We start from the raw sequence: 15,759 nt of genomic DNA, 5'->3' as shown, positions 1-15,759 counted from the left end.
GAAAAGGAGAAAGACATGGGTAAGACAGTTTTCGTTCTCTTCGCCACGATCGCAGCAACCCTCGCGCTCAGCAGCGGCGTGTTCGCCCTGTCGCTCGGGGAACGGTCTGCAGAGGCAATTCTCGCATTGATGCTTGTCGCGATGCTCGCCGCGCTGCCGATCAGTTGGTTCTTCGCGAAGTCACGCTTTGACAAAGCTTCCTGACACCGTCACTGCTTCGGGCGTTTACAAATTGTTTGTCTTAGATCAACGATCTAGCAATTTACCCGGCCTATAATCCTCCTGAGGCACGTCGCGCGCGCGATTCGCGCGAAGGCAGCCGGTGATGGGAGTGATGGGGGTGCCGCTCGCGGCACAAGTTATCCCGGCCCGCCCTGCGACGTGTCTCATGCCCCCTGCAATGCCGCCGGCCTGTTGCGTGTCTTACCAGCAGTTCTGACTTGCATGAGGGGCCACAAGCCCGCAGCCTGTGCGTGCGGAGGGATGTGAAGTGAGCGAACCACCCGGATATTCGAAGACGCAGATTGCGCTGCATTGGGTCAGTGTCGGCCTCGTGGCACTGCAACTGGTGCTGCATAACGGCATGGCAAATGCCTGGGACCGCGCACAGGCCACAGGCGTTTTTTCCCTGTCAATGCCGGTGGTTGTCCACTTTGTCATCGGCGGTTGCATCCTCGGGTTGACGATGTGGCGCTTTGCCGTTCGACAGGAACAAGGGGTTCCGCCGCCGCCGGCCGCAGAGCCAGAGGTGCTCAAGCGCGCCGGTCATGCGGCCCATCTGGGTTTCTACGTGGTGCTGATCCTGCTGCCTGTTACAGGCGGGTTGGCGTGGGGTATGGAGTCCGACGCCCTGTCGAAGGTGCACGAAATCCTGCGTCTGATCCTTGTTGCCCTGATCTTTGCCCATATCGGCGCCGTCATCTTCCACCAGAAGGTTCTACGCTCGGGCCTTCTGCAACGTATGACCCGGACACAAGACTAGGCTGACGTACGTTCCAGAAACTCCGATAGGGCCGCTATGAACGGAGCAGGGGCTTCAGCGTGGAGCCAATGGCCGGCCCCCGCAATGTCACTGAATTCTGCATTTGGAAACAGTGCTTTGATGCCCGCATGGTGCGAGTCTTTCACGTAATCTGACGCACCACCCGAAAGGAAAAGTGCTGGCCCCGCAAAGGAGCCGGTAACATCGGGAAACCCGATGATCTTGTCCATCTCCGCCCGCAGGACCGGAAGGTTCAGGCGCCAGCGGGCTGGTTCCCCGCTCAGGTCGAGTGACTGCGTCAGGAATGCGCGCGTTGGCAGGTCGGGCACTTGTGCTTGCAGCGCAAGGTCGGCATCGCGACGCAGTTTGATGCTGGACACGTCAACACCCTCCATCGCGTCGATGTAGCCGGTCTGCGTGTGGCTGTAGGCAACCGGTGCGATGTCCGCCACGATCAGCCGCGCCACGGTTTGCGGGTGACTGAGCGCAAGAACCATCGCGGCCTTTCCGCCCATCGAGTGGCCAAGCACGTCTGCGATGCCTCCGTGCTCTGTGATGACATCGGCGAGGTCGCTGGCCATATCTGCGTAGCTGTGCGTGGCCAAGTGCGGACTATCGCCATGGTTGCGCATGTCCACCGCCACAACGGGCCGTGCCTTCGCCATGCGTTTTGCGATCGCGCCCCAGTTCCTCGCGGAGCCGAATAGACCGTGAGCGATGATCAATGGGCGGCCCGGCTGACCTTCCCCGTGTAGAACTGTGTTGAGCATCTCTTACCCGCTGACTGGATTGTTGCACGCCCTGCTATCGCAGTGCTGCGAAAACTGCCAGAGCATCGAGGCGCACAGCGGGCTTGCACTGCCCCTTTGGTCGCCCGATGATTGCGGTGCGATGAAACAGACCCGGCTGATCAATATCGAGGATATTCCGGAGGCCAACGCGCATCTGGCGGAAGAGGCGCGTCGCAAGTTGCGTCTCAGCGGCGATGGGCTTGGACCGGTGATCAAGTGGTCCAAGATGCCTGCGAAGATCCGCAAGGAACTGCGTTATGCGATGGAGGCCGAGCAGCACCTCGGCGCGCCGAAGCTGGCGCGTCAGATCGATATGGAGCGGGTTCAGCTCGCCCATGCCCGCGCGCGCAAGTACCTTGAACGCGTCGATCCGAAACGCGAACGAGAAAGACGGTGGCTTGGGATCGCCACCGTCATCATCGTCAACATGACGATCTTTCTTAGTCTTTTGGTTCTACTGGTCCGCTCTCAAGGTTAGCGCACCCTCAGCGCCTGTCTCAGAGGTTGGGATAGATCGGATACCGTGCGCACAATTCCAGCACTTCGGCGCGCACTTCGGCTTCGACCTCGGCGTTGTTGTCTTCGCCATTGGCCGCCAACCCGTCCGTGACCCGGACGATCCAGTCCGCGATCTGTCGGAATTCTGGCTCACCAAAGCCGCGGGTCGTGCCTGCGGGCGAGCCCAGACGCACTCCGCTCGTGACCATCGGTTTCTCGGTATCGAACGGGATGCCGTTCTTGTTGCAGGTGATGTGCGCGCGGCCGAGTGCTTTCTCGGTCGCGTTGCCCTTCACACCCTTGGGGCGCAGGTCGACCAGCAGCACGTGTGTGTCGGTGCCGCCGGTGACGATGTCCAGACCACCCTTGATCAATTGGTCGCTCAAGGCCTGCGCGTTCTTGATCACCTGGGTCTGGTAATCCTTGAACTCGGGACGCAGGGCTTCGCCAAAGGCCACGGCCTTGCCGGCGATCACATGCATCAGCGGTCCGCCCTGAATACCGGGGAAGATTGCGGAGTTGAACTTCTTGGCCAACGCTTCGTCATTCGTCAGGATCATGCCACCACGGGGCCCGCGCAGGGTCTTGTGGGTGGTTGTTGTTGCCACATGCGCATGGGGGAAAGGGGAGGGGTAGAGCCCCGCTGCCACAAGACCCGCGAAGTGCGCCATGTCGACCAGCAGGTAAGCCCCGACGCTGTCTGCAATTTCACGCATCTTTGCAAAGTCGATGACCCGCGGGATTGCGGAGCCGCCTGCAATGATCATCTTCGGCTGATGCTCTGCCGCCAGCGATGCGACCTGGTCGTAATCCAGCTCCAGATTGTCCTGCCGCACGCCGTACTGAACTGCGTTGAACCACTTGCCCGACTGGTTCGGCTTGGCGCCGTGGGTCAGGTGCCCGCCCGCATCGAGGCTCATCCCCAGGATCGTATCACCCGGCTGCAAGAGGGCAGTGAAAACCCCTTGGTTGGCTTGGCTGCCCGAGTTTGGCTGGACGTTGGCGAAGCCGCAGTCGAACAGCTGCTTGGCCCGGTCGATCGCAAGGTTCTCGGCGATATCGACGTACTGGCAGCCGCCGTAGTAGCGCCGACCCGGATACCCCTCAGCGTACTTGTTGGTCATCACCGAGCCTTGCGCCTCCATCACGGCGGCCGATACGATGTTCTCGGATGCAATCAGCTCGATCTCGTCGCGCTGACGACCGAGTTCCTGCGTGATGGCCGAGAAAAGCTCGGTGTCGCGGGTGGCGAGCGGTTCGGTGAAGAAACCATTGTCGCGATGGGGGGCATTCATGGGGACAGCTCCTTGCATGCAGTGGGCGTGTGCGGGCCAGACGGGTCTGACGCTTTGGCGCGTTCTCTAGCTTATTGTGGGTCGTGTCGAAAGACTTGAATGACGGTTTTGCGACGCTAGCCGGCGGAACCGGGTAAAAGACAGGGGGCTTGTGTTTCGATGCGCGGCAGGCGAACACTTTCGGAAACGAAAGGCCCATGCATGCAACCGCGCGAAAAGATTGCGTTTCTGGCAAGTTCCGCCGCCATCGCGCAGGAAGCGCAGAAGGCTCTGGCAGACGCTCACGGGGCTGTTCCGCCAGAGGACGCCGACGTGATCGTAGCTCTGGGCGGGGATGGGTTCATGCTTCAGACGCTGCATGGGACGCAAGACCTCGACAAACCGGTATACGGCATGAATTGCGGCACGGTCGGGTTCCTGATGAACGAATATGACGAGAGCGGCCTGTCAGAACGCCTTGCCATGGCCAATGAAGAGATCATTAACCCGTTGCACATGCGGGCGATTGGCAGCGATGGGAAGATCCACGAGGCGCTGGCGATCAACGAGGTGTCGCTGCTGCGCGCGGGACCGCAAGCTGCGAAGTTGCGTATTTCCGTCGATGGCAAAGTGCGGATGGAGGAATTGGTCTGCGATGGCGCACTGGTGGCGACGCCCGCCGGATCGACCGCCTACAACTATTCTTCACATGGACCGATACTGCCGATTGGATCTGACGTTCTGGCGCTGACGGCCATGTCAGCCTTTCGCCCGCGCAGGTGGCGCGGGGCGCTGCTACCAAAATCGGCAAAGGTTCGATTTGACGTGCTGGAGCCATCGAAACGCCCTGTCATGGCCGATGCCGACAGCCGGTCCAACCATGGGGTCATCTCGGTGGAAATTCGTTCTGAACCCAGCGTCCGCCATCGCATCCTGTTCGATCCGGGGCACGGGCTGGAGGAACGCCTGATCCGCGAGCAATTCGTCTGAGCTGCTATTCGGCCGCTGCCCGGACCCAGCTTTCGCGTTTGCGATAGATCGTGGACGGAGACAGGTCGAGAACCCGCGCCGCTTTGGTCACTGATCCGCCGTTCCGGGCGATGGTTTCCTCTATCACGATGCGTTCTATCTCGGCCATGGTGCGCCCGACCAGCCCACCTGCCGACGGGTTTGACGTGGCTTCGTCGGCGGCATAAGTGCCCTGTACGTCGTAGCTACGCTGCGCGACTTCCTCGTGATGATGCAGGATTTCCAAAGGCAGCATGTTCTTGCTGACCAGCGGGCCGGTGTTCAGGATCACGATATTGCGTATCACGTTCAAAAGCTGCCGCACATTGCCGGGCCACGGCAGTTCGCTGAACAGGGTCTCGACCTCCTGCGTCATCCCGGTGAACTGTCCGTTCTCTTCGCTGCTCAGGCGCTTGAGAGCATCGCGCGCAATCTCGATGACGTCGCTGCCGCGAGACCGCAATGGCGGCAGGTGGATCGGAACCACCTGCAAGCGGTAGTACAGATCCTCTCGGAAACGCCCTTCGCGTACTTCAACCAGTGGATCACGGTTCGTTGCACATATGATCCGGACGTTGACCTTGCGCGGCTTGTTCGCGCCCACCGGCTGAATGGTAGAGGTTTGCAGGAACCGCAGCAGCTTCGTCTGCAACTTCAGGTCCATCTCGCAAATCTCGTCCAGAAAAAGAGTTCCGCCATCGGCAGCTGCCGCGGCACCGACCTTGTCGACAATTGCACCCGTAAAGGATCCGCGGAGGTGGCCGAAAACTTCCGACTCCAACAGATCGCGGGGAATGGCGCCGCAGTTCAGCGGGATGAACGGCTTGTCCGACCGGGCAGAGCTGTCATGAATTGCCTGGGCGCAGACCTCCTTGCCGGTGCCGCTTTCGCCGGTAATGAACACCGTCGCCATGGAGCGGCTGACGGAATCGATCCTCCGGTAAACTTCCTGCATCTCCGGAGAACGACCGATGAAGCCGTGATACCCGGCGTCTTTGGCGGGGGGCATGTCGCGGGCAAGGCGCGCCCCTTCGACGAAGGCGTTTTCGACCGCTGCCACGAAGCGGCTCTCATCGAAGGGTTTGACCAGAAAATCATGTGCTCCGGCGCGCATGGCCTCCACGGCACGATTGATCGAGCCGTTCGCGGTGATGACGATCACTTGAGTGTCCGGGGCCTTTGCAAGGAAACTCTGCATCAACTCGAGCCCGTCGCGGTCCGGCAACATCAGGTCCAGAACTATGACGCGTGGCGAGATCTCCTGAAACAGCGCCTCGCCCTCCTGAGCCGTGCCCGCGGAGTAAACGCTCAACCCTGCGGAGCGTAGCAGCGCTTCGTACACCATCTGAAGCGATGGTGTGTCTTCGATCAGCAGGATGTCATTGTGCCTCATACCGGCGCCGTCCTTTCGGCCAACTCACGGTCCACAAGCGCAATGAGCGCCTTTGTCCGCGTATCCGCCTCGCTCCCCAGCGCAACGATCTCGCTCTCGTCAAATCGATGTGCAGCGCCGTTTAGTCGATTGGCCAGAGCGTGTAAACTCTCCGCTCCCACGGCACCGGCGAGGGAAATCAACACATGTGTTTCAGCCCGCAGTAAAGGTTGGTCCATTTCGGCCACGCCGCGCAAGAGATTTTGATGCACCCGACGCAAATCCGAGCCCAGTCGTTTGAGCAATTCGGAGGCTCCGTCGGGGCCGGCAATCTCCAAAAGCCGATCCAACCTATCGCGGTTCATGAGCGTGTGGTCTTCGAGACTGCTCGTGGTCGTGGTTGCGTCGCGGGTCTCGTCAATATCGAGGTATTGTGCCAGCGTTTCGGCGAACCGGTCGATGCTCATGATTGGTTTGGCGACAATCGCGTCCGCACCCGCGGCGTAGATCACCTCCCTGTTTGAGCGCAGAACATACGCGGTCAGCGCAACAAGCGGGATGCGCGCCAGGTGGTCGGGCCGCGCCCTGACTTCGCGCATGAAGGCGATCCCGTTGAGCCTCGGCATTTCGATATCCACCAGCGCCATGTCGAACTCATACTGCTCCAGCGCTTCCAACGCAGCCAACCCGTCTTCGGCGACATGGCTTTCCGCGTGCAGGGCCTCAAGCATCTGGACCGTCAGCATCTGGTTGGTCGGATTGTCTTCGGCGACGAGGATGCGCCGTCCGCTCAGATCAGGCAAAACGCCCCCGGTGGCGGCGCGTTGCGGGGTTTGCCAGACGTAATCGGGAACGGTCAGGGTGATCAGCGCCCCGCAAGACTTGCGATTTTGCACCTCAAGCTCGGCCCCCAGTTGATCCGACAGATCTTTGACAATGTGCAGACCAAGCCCGGAGCCCGGTTTCTCCGAGCCGCGCGGACGACCGCGCATTTCAAACAGTCGTTCCAGCGCCTCTTCCGAAAACCCGGGGCCGTCGTCACAAATGCAGAACACCAGGCCCTGATCGTCATTCAGGCTGACATCCAGTTGTACCTTGCCTTTCTCGGTGTATTTGAACGCATTGCTCAGAATGTTGCCGATTATCCGTTCCAGCGTAATCCGCTCCAGCCGAACGAGTGCTGGCATGGTTCCTGAGGTCTCTATCACGAACCGCAAACCGCTTGCAGAGGCGCGCCCGGCCCACCTGCTTTCGATATCGTGAAGGAAACGCACGAGGTTGAGGTAGTCCGATGGCTGGCTCAGATCGCCGACTTCTTCCGCCAGATGCGCGATCGTTTGTTCCAGCAAACGGGCCAATGTCTCGCCCGATGCCTGAACACGCAGCAGTTGCGCGCGGACGTCCGGGTGAAGTTCATCCATGTCGATCAGGCGCAATCCCCCGATCACATCCGACATTGCGCCGCGAATATCGTGAGAAAGCAGTGCGATCTGATCGGATCGCGCCGACGATTTCTCTGTACCCAGAATGGATTTAGAAGACGGGCCTTCAGGCAACGGCATAGTGAAAAGACACAGTCTGTGTGATCAAGGGGCCCGCCACTGTTCCCGGCGAGGTTGCACAAAGCGTACGCCAGCCGACCCCCACAAACAAAGAAAAAACCGACCAGAAGTGAACTGATCGGTTTTTCGCCTATGCGTTCTTGGCCAGTCCCATGCTCTTGAGCGCTTCGGTGATCTCGTCAAGGATCGCGGGGTCATCGATCGTGGCGGGCATCTTCCACGGGGTGCCGTCGGCGATGTTCACCATCGTGCCACGCAGGATCTTTCCCGAGCGCGTCTTAGGGAGCCGGTCGACAACGGTACAGAGCTTGAAGGCAGCAACTGGACCAATTTTCTCACGTACGAGCTTGACGCTTTCGGCGCAGATTTCTTCATGCGGCCGGTTCACGCCTGAGTTCAGGCAGAGCATGCCGAGCGCCATCTGACCTTTCAGCGTGTCGGCAATACCGATCACCGCGCATTCAGCCACGTCGGGGTGGCTTGCCAGAACCTCCTCCATCGCACCGGTCGACAGGCGGTGCCCTGCGACGTTGATCACGTCATCGGTGCGCGCCATGATATACAGGTACCCATCCTCGTCCTTGTATCCGGCATCTCCGGTCTCGTAGTAGCCGGGAAACGCGGTCAGGTAGGATTTCTTGAACCGTTCTTCTGCATTCCAGAGCGTGGGCAACGTGCCGGGGGCGAGGGGAAGCTTGATCGCGATCGCCCCGAGCGTACCGGGTTCGACCTCATGCCCGCCTTCGTCCAGAATTTGCACATCATAGCCGGGCATCGGCACGGACGGAGACCCGATCTTGACCGGCAGGGCCTCGATCCCCATCGGGTTGGCGGCGATGGCCCATCCGGTTTCGGTTTGCCACCAGTGGTCGATGACAGGAACACCCAGCTGATCCTGCGCCCATTGAATGGTGTCGGGGTCGGCACGCTCGCCAGCCAGATACACGTTCTTCAGGCAGGACAGGTCGTATTTCTTGACGAACTCTCCCTTCGGGTCTTCGCGCTTCACCGCGCGGAACGCGGTGGGGGCTGTGAAGAACGCCTTGACGTGGTGTTCGGAGATGACGCGCCAGAACGTGCCGGCATCGGGTGTGCCGACGGGTTTGCCTTCGAAAACGATGGTGGTGTTGCCGTTGATCAGCGGCGCGTAGCAAATGTAGCTGTGGCCGACCACCCAGCCGACATCGGAGGCCGCCCAGAACACATCGCCCGGCTCCACGTCATAGATCGCCTTCATCGTCCATTGCAGCGCCACCAGATGGCCCGCCGTGGGGCGCACGACCCCTTTGGGCTGCCCGGTTGTCCCGGACGTATAGAGGATATACGCGGGGTGGTTGCCGTCTACCGGCTCGCATTCTGCCGGTTCCACCCCTGCCTGCGCTTCGTGCCAGTCAAAATCGCGACCTTCGGTGAGGGTGGCGACCTCCTGCTCGCGTTGGAAGATCAGGCAGAACGCGGGTTCATGCTCGGCCAGTTCAAGCGCTCCGTCCAGAAGCGGTTTGTAGTGCACGACGCGACCCGGTTCTATCCCGCAGGAGGCGGCAATGATCGCCTTTGGTTGCGCATCGTCGATCCGGACTGCCAGTTCATTGGCCGCAAAACCGCCAAACACCACCGAATGGATCGCCCCGAGGCGGGCACAGGCCAGCATCGCTTCCAAGGCTTGGGGGACCATGGGCATGTAGATCAGGACGCGATCGCCCTTTTCCACACCCTTGTCGCGCAGCGCACCGGCAAGGGTCGACACTCGCGCCAGCAGTTCGGCATAGGTGATCTCCTGTTTCGTGTGGGTGACCGGGCTGTCATAAATGATCGCGACACGGTCGCCGTTCCCAGCCTCGACATGCCGGTCGACAGCATTCCAGCAGGTGTTCACCTTGGCATCCACAAACCATTCGTAGAGCGGCGCGTTCTCGTCAAAAAGAGCCTTGGTCGGCGGTTCGACCCAGTCGATGCCTTGCGCGACCTCCATCCAGAAGGCGTCTGGATCGGCCTGCCACGCCGCATAGGTGTCTTTGTAACTCATTTGGTGTCCCTCCACGAATGCCCTCACTCCGATTCCGCGCAGTGTCTTGTTTTTGCGACCCACCGCGCAAGGGCCGAAAATGCGACCTATTGCGCTAACACCGTGACAAGCAGAGAAGAAATCGGTTCACTGGGTCAGAATGTTTCGTGTGGGAGCGTGTCATGTTTCCTTTTGTTCGGGTCTTTTCCGCGGCGTGTTTGTACGGCGCGGTTACATGGGCCCCCGCCGCCGTCGCGCAAACGCCATGGCAAAGCTACAGCAATGACCAGATCAAGGCTGGTGCTGCGGTGTGCCCGACCAGTGATGCGCAAACCGGAAACTTCTTCTGTTTTGCCCTTGCGTGCTCCCATGACGGTCCGCGCGCCTGGACCATCACCTATGCGGGCGGGGCTAGTCCGGGCGGGGCTGTACAGGCAACCCTGTCCATCAACGGGCGCCGTGCTGCCGATTTCACATTCATGGAAGTACCTCGGCCCGACTATGTGGAGTTGCAGGCCAACTGGGAGGCGGACCGCGATGCGCTTTTGTCCGATCAACTTGTTGGTGGAGGCTCGGCGCGTTTGACGCTGGCCGCGCCGAACTGGACCGCCGGATATGATTTTTCGCTTGCCGGGGCGCAGGCCCCGATTGTGAACGTCGTGCGGACATGCCCCCTGCCACCGCCGCCCGCCGTCATGGACCCGGTTGCACGGGCACAGGCAGAGGCCGCCGGGTTTTGCCAGCAGATGGGCGGGGCACTTAAGGTATCGGATGACCTTGTCTCCAAGCCCGACCTGAACGGCGATGGGCGGGAGGATCTCGTCGTGAACTGGGGCGCACTTGGGTGCACGACCGGGGCAATGTCACCCTATTGCGGGTCCGCCGGCTGCGTACACGGGTTGTTCGTGGCGCTCGAAACCGGCGGCTACAAGGAACTGCTTGAGACGAACATTCGCGGCTATGAGGCGCAGACGATGCCGGTCATAACCCTGCATCTGCATGGCGGATCTTGCGGTGGCGTCGGGGCGGACAGATGCGTGAAATACTTCACCCTCGACGAGGCGTTGGACCTGGATGAGTTAGATTGAACCCTAGCTGACCCGTGCCTGTTTCGGGTGGTGCGTCGCTGCGAAATAGATGTGCTTGTGGGGCGCGGCCACGATCCCGTCATCAAAAAGCGATGCAATCTCGCGGTCCGGCAGGCCAACGACGTCACCTAGGATTTCTTCGGTATGGGCGCCCAGTTCCGGGGCAGGGCAGGCATCCGGTCGGTCGGTTTGCGAGAAGCTGACCGGACTCCGCGGTACGGGGAAACGCCCAAGACCGGGTTGATCCAGATCCTGGAACATCGGGTTTTGCGATGACAGATCGGGGTCCTCACGCACCGCGCGCCCGAAATCCCTGAACTCCGACCATGTCAGGCCAGCGGCATCGAATGTCTTGCCGATCTCGTCCGCCCCACGTGCGGCGAACCAGGGTTTCAGAATTTCCGTGATCGCTTCGCGGGCTTCCCAGCGCGCGCCCTCCTGGCCGAGATCAAGGTGCAACAGCAATTCCAGACGCCCGATTGCGTCTTGCGTTCCGGTTACTTTGACCAGCCCGCGCCACTGCCGGTCTGTCAGCCCGATCACCATGATCCGGCGTCCATCCGCGCAGATGAAATCCTGTCCATACGCGCCATAGAGCGCTGTTCCGGACTTCTCACGCGTGACGCCATTGACAGCAACTTCCCCGATAATGCCCAGATGGCCCATCATGGCCGCTGCAACATCCTTGAGCGACAGTTCCACATCCTGCCCTTGCCCTGTACGCAAGCGGTGACGTTCAGCCGCCAGAAGCGACGACACCGCGAGGTTGCCGGCGATACAGTCCCAAGCGGGTAAGACATGTGCGACCGGGTCCGATGATCCGGGTATTCCGGTCGCATCGGGAAACCCAAGGGACGGGTTCACGGTGTAGTCCACTGCGGGCCGCCCATGACGGTCCCCAAGCAGCGATACCATGATCAGGTCTTTGCGCAGTTTGCTGAGTGTCTCGTGATCCATCCAGCCACGTACCCGCAGGTTGGTCAGGAACAGCCCGGCATCCTCGCCCGGGGCCGTGATGATCTCGGTCACCAGTTCCTTGCCGCGGGGCGACTTCATGTCTACGGCGATCGACCGTTTGCCTTTGTTCAGCCCCGCCCAGAAGAGGCTTTTGCCATTCGGTGCCACGGGCCACCGATGCGCATCGAGTCCGCCTTCGAGCCGATCGAACCGGATCACGTCAGCCCCCATCTGGGCGAGTGTCATTCCTGCGAGCGGAATGGCGACAAAGGCCGAACCCTCGACAACCCGCATGCCGTTCAGAATTCCGGTCATGCGTCCCACTCCGCTGTTGCCTGCATGCCTTGCGGGCCGTCCGGTGCCGCGGCTGTGCAGAGTTGCAGCGCGCCCGCCGGGCCTTCTTCGGCCAGCACGCGCAGGTTGTGAGTGTCGAACATCGGGCGTACGCCTCGATACTTGAATCGCACCGGTGGGCTCCCCCGGTGGCGGGTTGCGGCATCGGCCAGCAAGGTTGCCTGAAGCGGACCATGTGTAACAAGCCCCGGATAATGCTCGATCTGCGTAGCGTAATCGCGGTCGTAGTGGATGCGGTGTCCGTTAAACGTGACCGCCGAGTACCGAAATAGCAAAACCGGATCGACAAGCACCGTTTCGTCCAGAACCGGATGGCTCGGCGCGGGGATCGCCTGGGGCGGTGAGAACCTGTCCGGGATGCGCAGATACACGATGGTTTGCGTTTCCATGATAGCGGGTCCTTGAACGTCGCTGACCTGATGCTCCAAGGTGACGACCGCCATCGGGCCGGCACTGCTGTCTTTGTGCTCGACGTTACGAATTTCACTCCGGCGGGTGAGGTCGGCATCGACATGCAGCGGTTTCAGAAACTGCATGGTTCCTCCAGCCCACATCCGGCGCGACAAGCTCAGATCAGGCAGGAAAGTCCCGAGGGCCGGATGCCCGTCGCCGCCCAACGCCTCCATCGGGGCCGCATCGGGGAAAGCAGCCCAATGCCACAGAAGCGGCAGGACATCACCACTCCCAAGAGGCGGCTCGGATGGGTGTCGCAAGATCGCGCCAAGGTGGGCGGCCTCGCGGATGCTGATCCGGCCAGATCGGGTTTCGGTGCGTCCGATGGCCTCCGCGCCACGCAAGCCCGCGCTGTGCGCCGCAATGCCGACCGTGTCCCGTGTTTCCACTGGTGCCATGATATCCCCTCCCGTATCCAGGCTGTCTGCGCGAGCGGACGGCCCCAACGCACAAAAGGTGGGCTTCGGCTAAGTGTCTGTCAACAAATACTTTTTCTGTATACTGTGGCATCCCGCGCGGTATGCAGGGGCATACGGAGTTGCTGCGTCGCAATGGCTGCAACGCAGCAATGGCTCAACCGTAATGGGCGACCGGTGTTCCGGCTACCGCCGACATATTGAGCAGCCCGCGCGCCGTGATCGATGGCGTGACCACGTGCGCCCTGTTGCCCATGCCCATTAGGATCGGCCCGACTTCCAGGCCGTTTGCCTTCATCTTCAGGATGTTGCGCACAGCCGAGGCCGCGTCTGAATTGGCAAAAACGAGCACATTCGCAACGCCAGTCAAACGCGAGTTGGGAAAGATGCGCGCCCGCAGGTCTTCGTCAAGGGCACTGTCGGTGTGCATCTCGCCCTCGTACTCGAAATCGACATCGCGCAGGTCCAGTTGCTGCATCGCCGCGCGCATGCGGTGTCCGGAATCGATATCAAGATTTCCGAACTGGGAGTGCGAGCAAAGCGCGATTTTCGGCGCAAGCCCGAAGCGCCGGACATGCCGGGCCGCGCCGATCACGGTCTGGGCGATCTGGTCCGGGGTGGGCGAAGCGTGCACGTGGGTGTCAGCGATAAAGAGTGGTCCGTCCTCAAGGATCATCAGGCTCAGGGCGCCGACGGGTCGGTGTTCGCGCGTGCCCAGGATGTCCACCACGTAGTTCAAATGCCAAAGGTACTGGCCGAACGTGCCGCAAAGCAGGCTGTCGGCCTCTCCACGCTGTACCATGATGGCGCCGATGGCTGTGGTGTTCGTACGCATCACCGCCTTGGCAATATCGGGTGTGACGCCCTTGCGTTGCATGATGTGGTGGTACGTCTCCCAATACTCGCGGTAGCGGGGGTCGTTTTCCGGGTTCACCAGATCGAAATCACGCCCGTGTTTGATCGGCAGTCCCGCGCGCTCGCAGCGCGCCTCGATCACGTCCGGGCGCCCGATCAGGACCGGAATGTCGGTGGTTTGCTCGATCATCGAGGTCGCGGCGCGCAACACGCGTTCATCCTCGCCCTCGGCAAAGACGATCTTGCGTTCCGCCTTGGCCGCGGCATCGAAAACGGGGCGCATCAAGAGTGCCGATTTGAAGACAGACCCGTCAAGCTTGGCCTTGTAGGCGTCGATATCCTCGACGGGGCGCGTGGCGACCCCGGTTTCCATCGCGGCGCGCGCTACGGCAGAGGCCACAACGCCCATCAGCCGCGGGTCGAACGGTTTCGGGATCAGGTAGTCCGGGCCAAAGGTCATCTGTTCACCGCGATAGGCGGCGGCGGCCTCTGCACTGGTGGTGGCACGAGCCAGTTCCGCGATCCCTTCGATACAGGCGATCTGCATCTGGTCGTTGATTTCCGTTGCGCCGACATCCAGCGCGCCGCGAAAGATGAACGGGAAGCACAAGACGTTGTTCACCTGGTTGGGGTAGTCGGTCCGACCGGTGGCGATAATGGCACCCGGGGCGACCTCGTGCACAAGCTCCGGCATGATTTCTGGCGTCGGGTTGGCAAGCGCGAAAATGATCGGCTTGTCCTGCATCTGGGCCACCATGTCCGGTGTAAGGATGCCGGGGGCCGACAGGCCGAGGAACATGTCCGCCCCCTTGATCACCTCTGCCAGGGTCCGCAGGTCGGTGTCCTGGGCGAAGGCCTCCTTCTGCGGGGTCATCTCTTCTGTCCGGCCCTTGTAGACGCAGCCCGCCACGTCCACCAGCGTCACGTTCTCTCGCCGCACCCCGAGTTTGAGCAGCATGTTGAGGCAGGCGATACCCGCCGCACCTCCGCCGGTGGAGACGATCCTGACATCTTCGAACCTGCGCCCCGTGACCCGCATTGCGTTGAGTGCAGCCGCGCCCACCACGATCGCCGTGCCGTGCTGGTCGTCGTGGAACACCGGGATGTTCATCCGTTCGCGGCAGATCTTTTCGACGATAAAGCAATCGGGCGCCTTGATGTCTTCGAGGTTGATGGCGCCGAATGTCGGCTCCATGGCGCAGACGAGGTCGGCGAGCTTTTCGGGGTCTTTCTCATCAAGCTCGATGTCAAAGCAATCGATGTTGGCGAACTTCTTGAACAGCACCGCCTTGCCTTCCATCACCGGTTTGGAGGCAAGGCCGCCGATATTTCCCAAACCCAGCACTGCTGTCCCGTTCGATACCACACCCACGAGGTTTCCGCGCCCGGTATAGCGCGCGGCGGTAGACGGGTCTGATTTGATCTCCAGGCAGGCTTCTGCGACGCCGGGACTGTAGGCGCGCGACAGGTCGATCTGGTTGGCGAGCGGCTTGGTTGCGCGCACTTCGAGTTTCCCCGGGCGCGGGTGCTCATGGTAGTACAGGGCCGCTTCGCGTGCGGTTTGGTCTTTCGAGCTGCTCATGGTGTCCTCTCCCCCCGGATCCTCATGTGGTTCACGCCTAAACCAACGCCGGGGTGGGGGAAACAAAAAATCCCCGTCTGGTCGGGAGGCAGCCGCTTCGAAAATACGCTGCGGCGGGGTTGCGTGCCTTCCAAAGCGGGCGCAGTCTGCACGGGCAAATACGAGAGGGCTGGGATGGATTTGATCGCAGAGGCGGCAGCGGTGCGGGAAAATGCACACGCGCCTTACTCGAACTTCAAGGTCGGGGCCGCAATCCGAACCTCGGCCGGAACCGTTTATGTCGGCTGCAACGTGGAGAATGTCGCCTACCCGGAAGGTACCTGTGCGGAGGCTGGCGCGATTGCCGCGATGGTTGCGGCCGGAGAACGCGAAATTGCCGAGGTTGCAGTGATCGCTGGCAGCCCCGACCCGGTGCCGCCCTGCGGCGGTTGCCGTCAGAAACTGGCGGAGTTTGGCGCACGGGATATCCCTGTCACCCTGGCGACCACAGCCGGACAAAAGCGGGTCACAACCGTCGGTGAGTTGCTGCCCGGAGCCTTTTCCGCGCATCATATGGACTGAT

Annotated in this window: 14 protein-coding genes; 6 read left to right on the top strand and 8 right to left on the bottom strand. The window is 61.3% G+C overall.

Annotation, left to right across the window (positions count from 1 at the left end):
- Positions 1 to 15 precede the first annotated feature (15 nt).
- Both ACP15N_RS05385 and ACP15N_RS05380 read left to right on the top strand, forming a co-directional pair.
- Positions 16 to 204, top strand: a complete 189-nt coding sequence (locus tag ACP15N_RS05385) for a hypothetical protein (protein ID WP_425091191.1) — start codon at positions 16 to 18, stop codon at positions 202 to 204.
- Positions 205 to 490: 286 nt separating this feature from the next.
- Positions 491 to 982: a cytochrome b gene (locus ACP15N_RS05380; protein ID WP_425091190.1), complete on the top strand. Its 492-nt coding sequence runs from the start codon at positions 491 to 493 to the stop codon at positions 980 to 982.
- Here ACP15N_RS05380 and ACP15N_RS05375 read toward each other — a convergent pair.
- Positions 979 to 1,752 carry an alpha/beta fold hydrolase gene (locus tag ACP15N_RS05375; RefSeq protein ID WP_425091189.1) on the bottom strand — a complete coding sequence of 258 codons (774 nt, stop codon included), beginning with the start codon at positions 1,750 to 1,752 and terminating at the stop codon, positions 979 to 981. The genes ACP15N_RS05380 and ACP15N_RS05375 overlap by 4 nt on opposite strands.
- Positions 1,753 to 1,873: 121 nt before the next feature.
- Here ACP15N_RS05375 and ACP15N_RS05370 point away from each other — a divergent pair, with 121 nt between their 5' ends.
- Positions 1,874 to 2,251 (top strand): hypothetical protein, encoded by a 378-nt coding sequence (locus tag ACP15N_RS05370; RefSeq protein ID WP_425091188.1) that lies wholly within the window; start codon positions 1,874 to 1,876, stop codon positions 2,249 to 2,251.
- A gap of 19 nt (positions 2,252 to 2,270) precedes the next feature.
- Here the strand turns inward: ACP15N_RS05370 and glyA are convergent, their stop codons facing one another.
- Positions 2,271 to 3,566, bottom strand: a complete 1,296-nt coding sequence (glyA, locus tag ACP15N_RS05365) for a serine hydroxymethyltransferase (RefSeq protein ID WP_425091187.1) — start codon at positions 3,564 to 3,566, stop codon at positions 2,271 to 2,273.
- A gap of 201 nt (positions 3,567 to 3,767) precedes the next feature.
- Here glyA and ACP15N_RS05360 point away from each other — a divergent pair, with 201 nt between their 5' ends.
- Positions 3,768 to 4,535, top strand: coding sequence for an NAD kinase (locus ACP15N_RS05360; protein ID WP_425091186.1), 768 nt, complete (start codon positions 3,768 to 3,770; stop codon positions 4,533 to 4,535).
- Positions 4,536 to 4,539: 4 nt separating this feature from the next.
- On the opposite strand, the gene ACP15N_RS05355 is transcribed toward ACP15N_RS05360, so the two are convergent.
- The 3 genes from ACP15N_RS05355 to prpE form a co-directional block, all read right to left on the bottom strand.
- The gene (locus tag ACP15N_RS05355) at positions 4,540 to 5,946 is read right to left on the bottom strand and encodes a sigma-54-dependent transcriptional regulator (protein WP_425091185.1); all 1,407 of its coding nucleotides are present in this window, start codon (positions 5,944 to 5,946) and stop codon (positions 4,540 to 4,542) included.
- The gene (locus ACP15N_RS05350) at positions 5,943 to 7,487 is read right to left on the bottom strand and encodes an ATP-binding protein (RefSeq protein ID WP_425091184.1); all 1,545 of its coding nucleotides are present in this window, start codon (positions 7,485 to 7,487) and stop codon (positions 5,943 to 5,945) included. Before ACP15N_RS05350 ends, ACP15N_RS05355 begins: the two co-directional genes overlap by 4 nt.
- 130 nt (positions 7,488 to 7,617) lie before the next feature.
- Positions 7,618 to 9,513 (bottom strand): propionate-CoA ligase PrpE, encoded by a 1,896-nt coding sequence (gene prpE, locus ACP15N_RS05345; protein WP_425091183.1) that lies wholly within the window; start codon positions 9,511 to 9,513, stop codon positions 7,618 to 7,620.
- 161 nt (positions 9,514 to 9,674) lie between these two features.
- Here prpE and ACP15N_RS05340 point away from each other — a divergent pair, with 161 nt between their 5' ends.
- Positions 9,675 to 10,580 (top strand): hypothetical protein, encoded by a 906-nt coding sequence (locus ACP15N_RS05340; protein ID WP_425091182.1) that lies wholly within the window; start codon positions 9,675 to 9,677, stop codon positions 10,578 to 10,580.
- 3 nt (positions 10,581 to 10,583) lie between these two features.
- On the opposite strand, the gene ACP15N_RS05335 is transcribed toward ACP15N_RS05340, so the two are convergent.
- The 3 genes from ACP15N_RS05335 to ACP15N_RS05325 all read right to left on the bottom strand — a co-directional run bounded on the left by ACP15N_RS05335 (position 10,584) and on the right by ACP15N_RS05325 (position 15,197).
- A complete protein-coding gene (locus tag ACP15N_RS05335) occupies positions 10,584 to 11,852 on the bottom strand; it encodes a CoA transferase (protein WP_425091181.1) in 1,269 nt (422 codons plus the stop codon).
- Positions 11,849 to 12,742, bottom strand: coding sequence for an FAS1-like dehydratase domain-containing protein (locus ACP15N_RS05330; protein WP_425091180.1), 894 nt, complete (start codon positions 12,740 to 12,742; stop codon positions 11,849 to 11,851). The genes ACP15N_RS05335 and ACP15N_RS05330 overlap by 4 nt, the downstream gene beginning before the upstream one ends.
- Positions 12,743 to 12,917: 175 nt before the next feature.
- Entirely contained in the window at positions 12,918 to 15,197 is a 2,280-nt protein-coding gene (locus tag ACP15N_RS05325; protein ID WP_425091179.1) for an NADP-dependent malic enzyme, read from the bottom strand.
- A 174-nt stretch (positions 15,198 to 15,371) separates the two neighbouring features.
- Here ACP15N_RS05325 and ACP15N_RS05320 point away from each other — a divergent pair, with 174 nt between their 5' ends.
- On the top strand, positions 15,372 to 15,758 hold the full coding sequence (locus tag ACP15N_RS05320; protein ID WP_425091178.1) for a cytidine deaminase: 387 nt from the start codon (positions 15,372 to 15,374) through the stop codon (positions 15,756 to 15,758).
- Position 15,759: the final 1 nt, after the last annotated feature.

Source organism: Tropicimonas sp. S265A, assembly GCF_049800835.1.
Lineage (GTDB): Bacteria > Pseudomonadota > Alphaproteobacteria > Rhodobacterales > Rhodobacteraceae > Dinoroseobacter.
Note: the sequence above shows the minus strand (reverse complement) of the source record. Positions and strands in the feature narration are given on the sequence as shown.

What these genes read in the sequence shown, in the direction of transcription:
- ACP15N_RS05370 (WP_425091188.1), top strand. Translation starts at nt 1,874, where the DNA reads ATGAAACAGACCCGGCTGATCAATATCGAGGATATTCCGGAGGCCAAC.
- ACP15N_RS05350 (WP_425091184.1), bottom strand. Translation starts at nt 7,487, where the DNA reads ATGCCGTTGCCTGAAGGCCCGTCTTCTAAATCCATTCTGGGTACAGAG.
- glyA (WP_425091187.1), bottom strand. Translation starts at nt 3,566, where the DNA reads ATGAATGCCCCCCATCGCGACAATGGTTTCTTCACCGAACCGCTCGCC.
- ACP15N_RS05385 (WP_425091191.1), top strand. Translation starts at nt 16, where the DNA reads ATGGGTAAGACAGTTTTCGTTCTCTTCGCCACGATCGCAGCAACCCTC.
- ACP15N_RS05375 (WP_425091189.1), bottom strand. Translation starts at nt 1,752, where the DNA reads ATGCTCAACACAGTTCTACACGGGGAAGGTCAGCCGGGCCGCCCATTG.
- ACP15N_RS05340 (WP_425091182.1), top strand. Translation starts at nt 9,675, where the DNA reads ATGTTTCCTTTTGTTCGGGTCTTTTCCGCGGCGTGTTTGTACGGCGCG.
- ACP15N_RS05325 (WP_425091179.1), bottom strand. Translation starts at nt 15,197, where the DNA reads ATGAGCAGCTCGAAAGACCAAACCGCACGCGAAGCGGCCCTGTACTAC.
- ACP15N_RS05320 (WP_425091178.1), top strand. Translation starts at nt 15,372, where the DNA reads ATGGATTTGATCGCAGAGGCGGCAGCGGTGCGGGAAAATGCACACGCG.
- ACP15N_RS05360 (WP_425091186.1), top strand. Translation starts at nt 3,768, where the DNA reads ATGCAACCGCGCGAAAAGATTGCGTTTCTGGCAAGTTCCGCCGCCATC.
- ACP15N_RS05335 (WP_425091181.1), bottom strand. Translation starts at nt 11,852, where the DNA reads ATGACCGGAATTCTGAACGGCATGCGGGTTGTCGAGGGTTCGGCCTTT.
- ACP15N_RS05355 (WP_425091185.1), bottom strand. Translation starts at nt 5,946, where the DNA reads ATGAGGCACAATGACATCCTGCTGATCGAAGACACACCATCGCTTCAG.
- ACP15N_RS05330 (WP_425091180.1), bottom strand. Translation starts at nt 12,742, where the DNA reads ATGGCACCAGTGGAAACACGGGACACGGTCGGCATTGCGGCGCACAGC.
- prpE (WP_425091183.1), bottom strand. Translation starts at nt 9,513, where the DNA reads ATGAGTTACAAAGACACCTATGCGGCGTGGCAGGCCGATCCAGACGCC.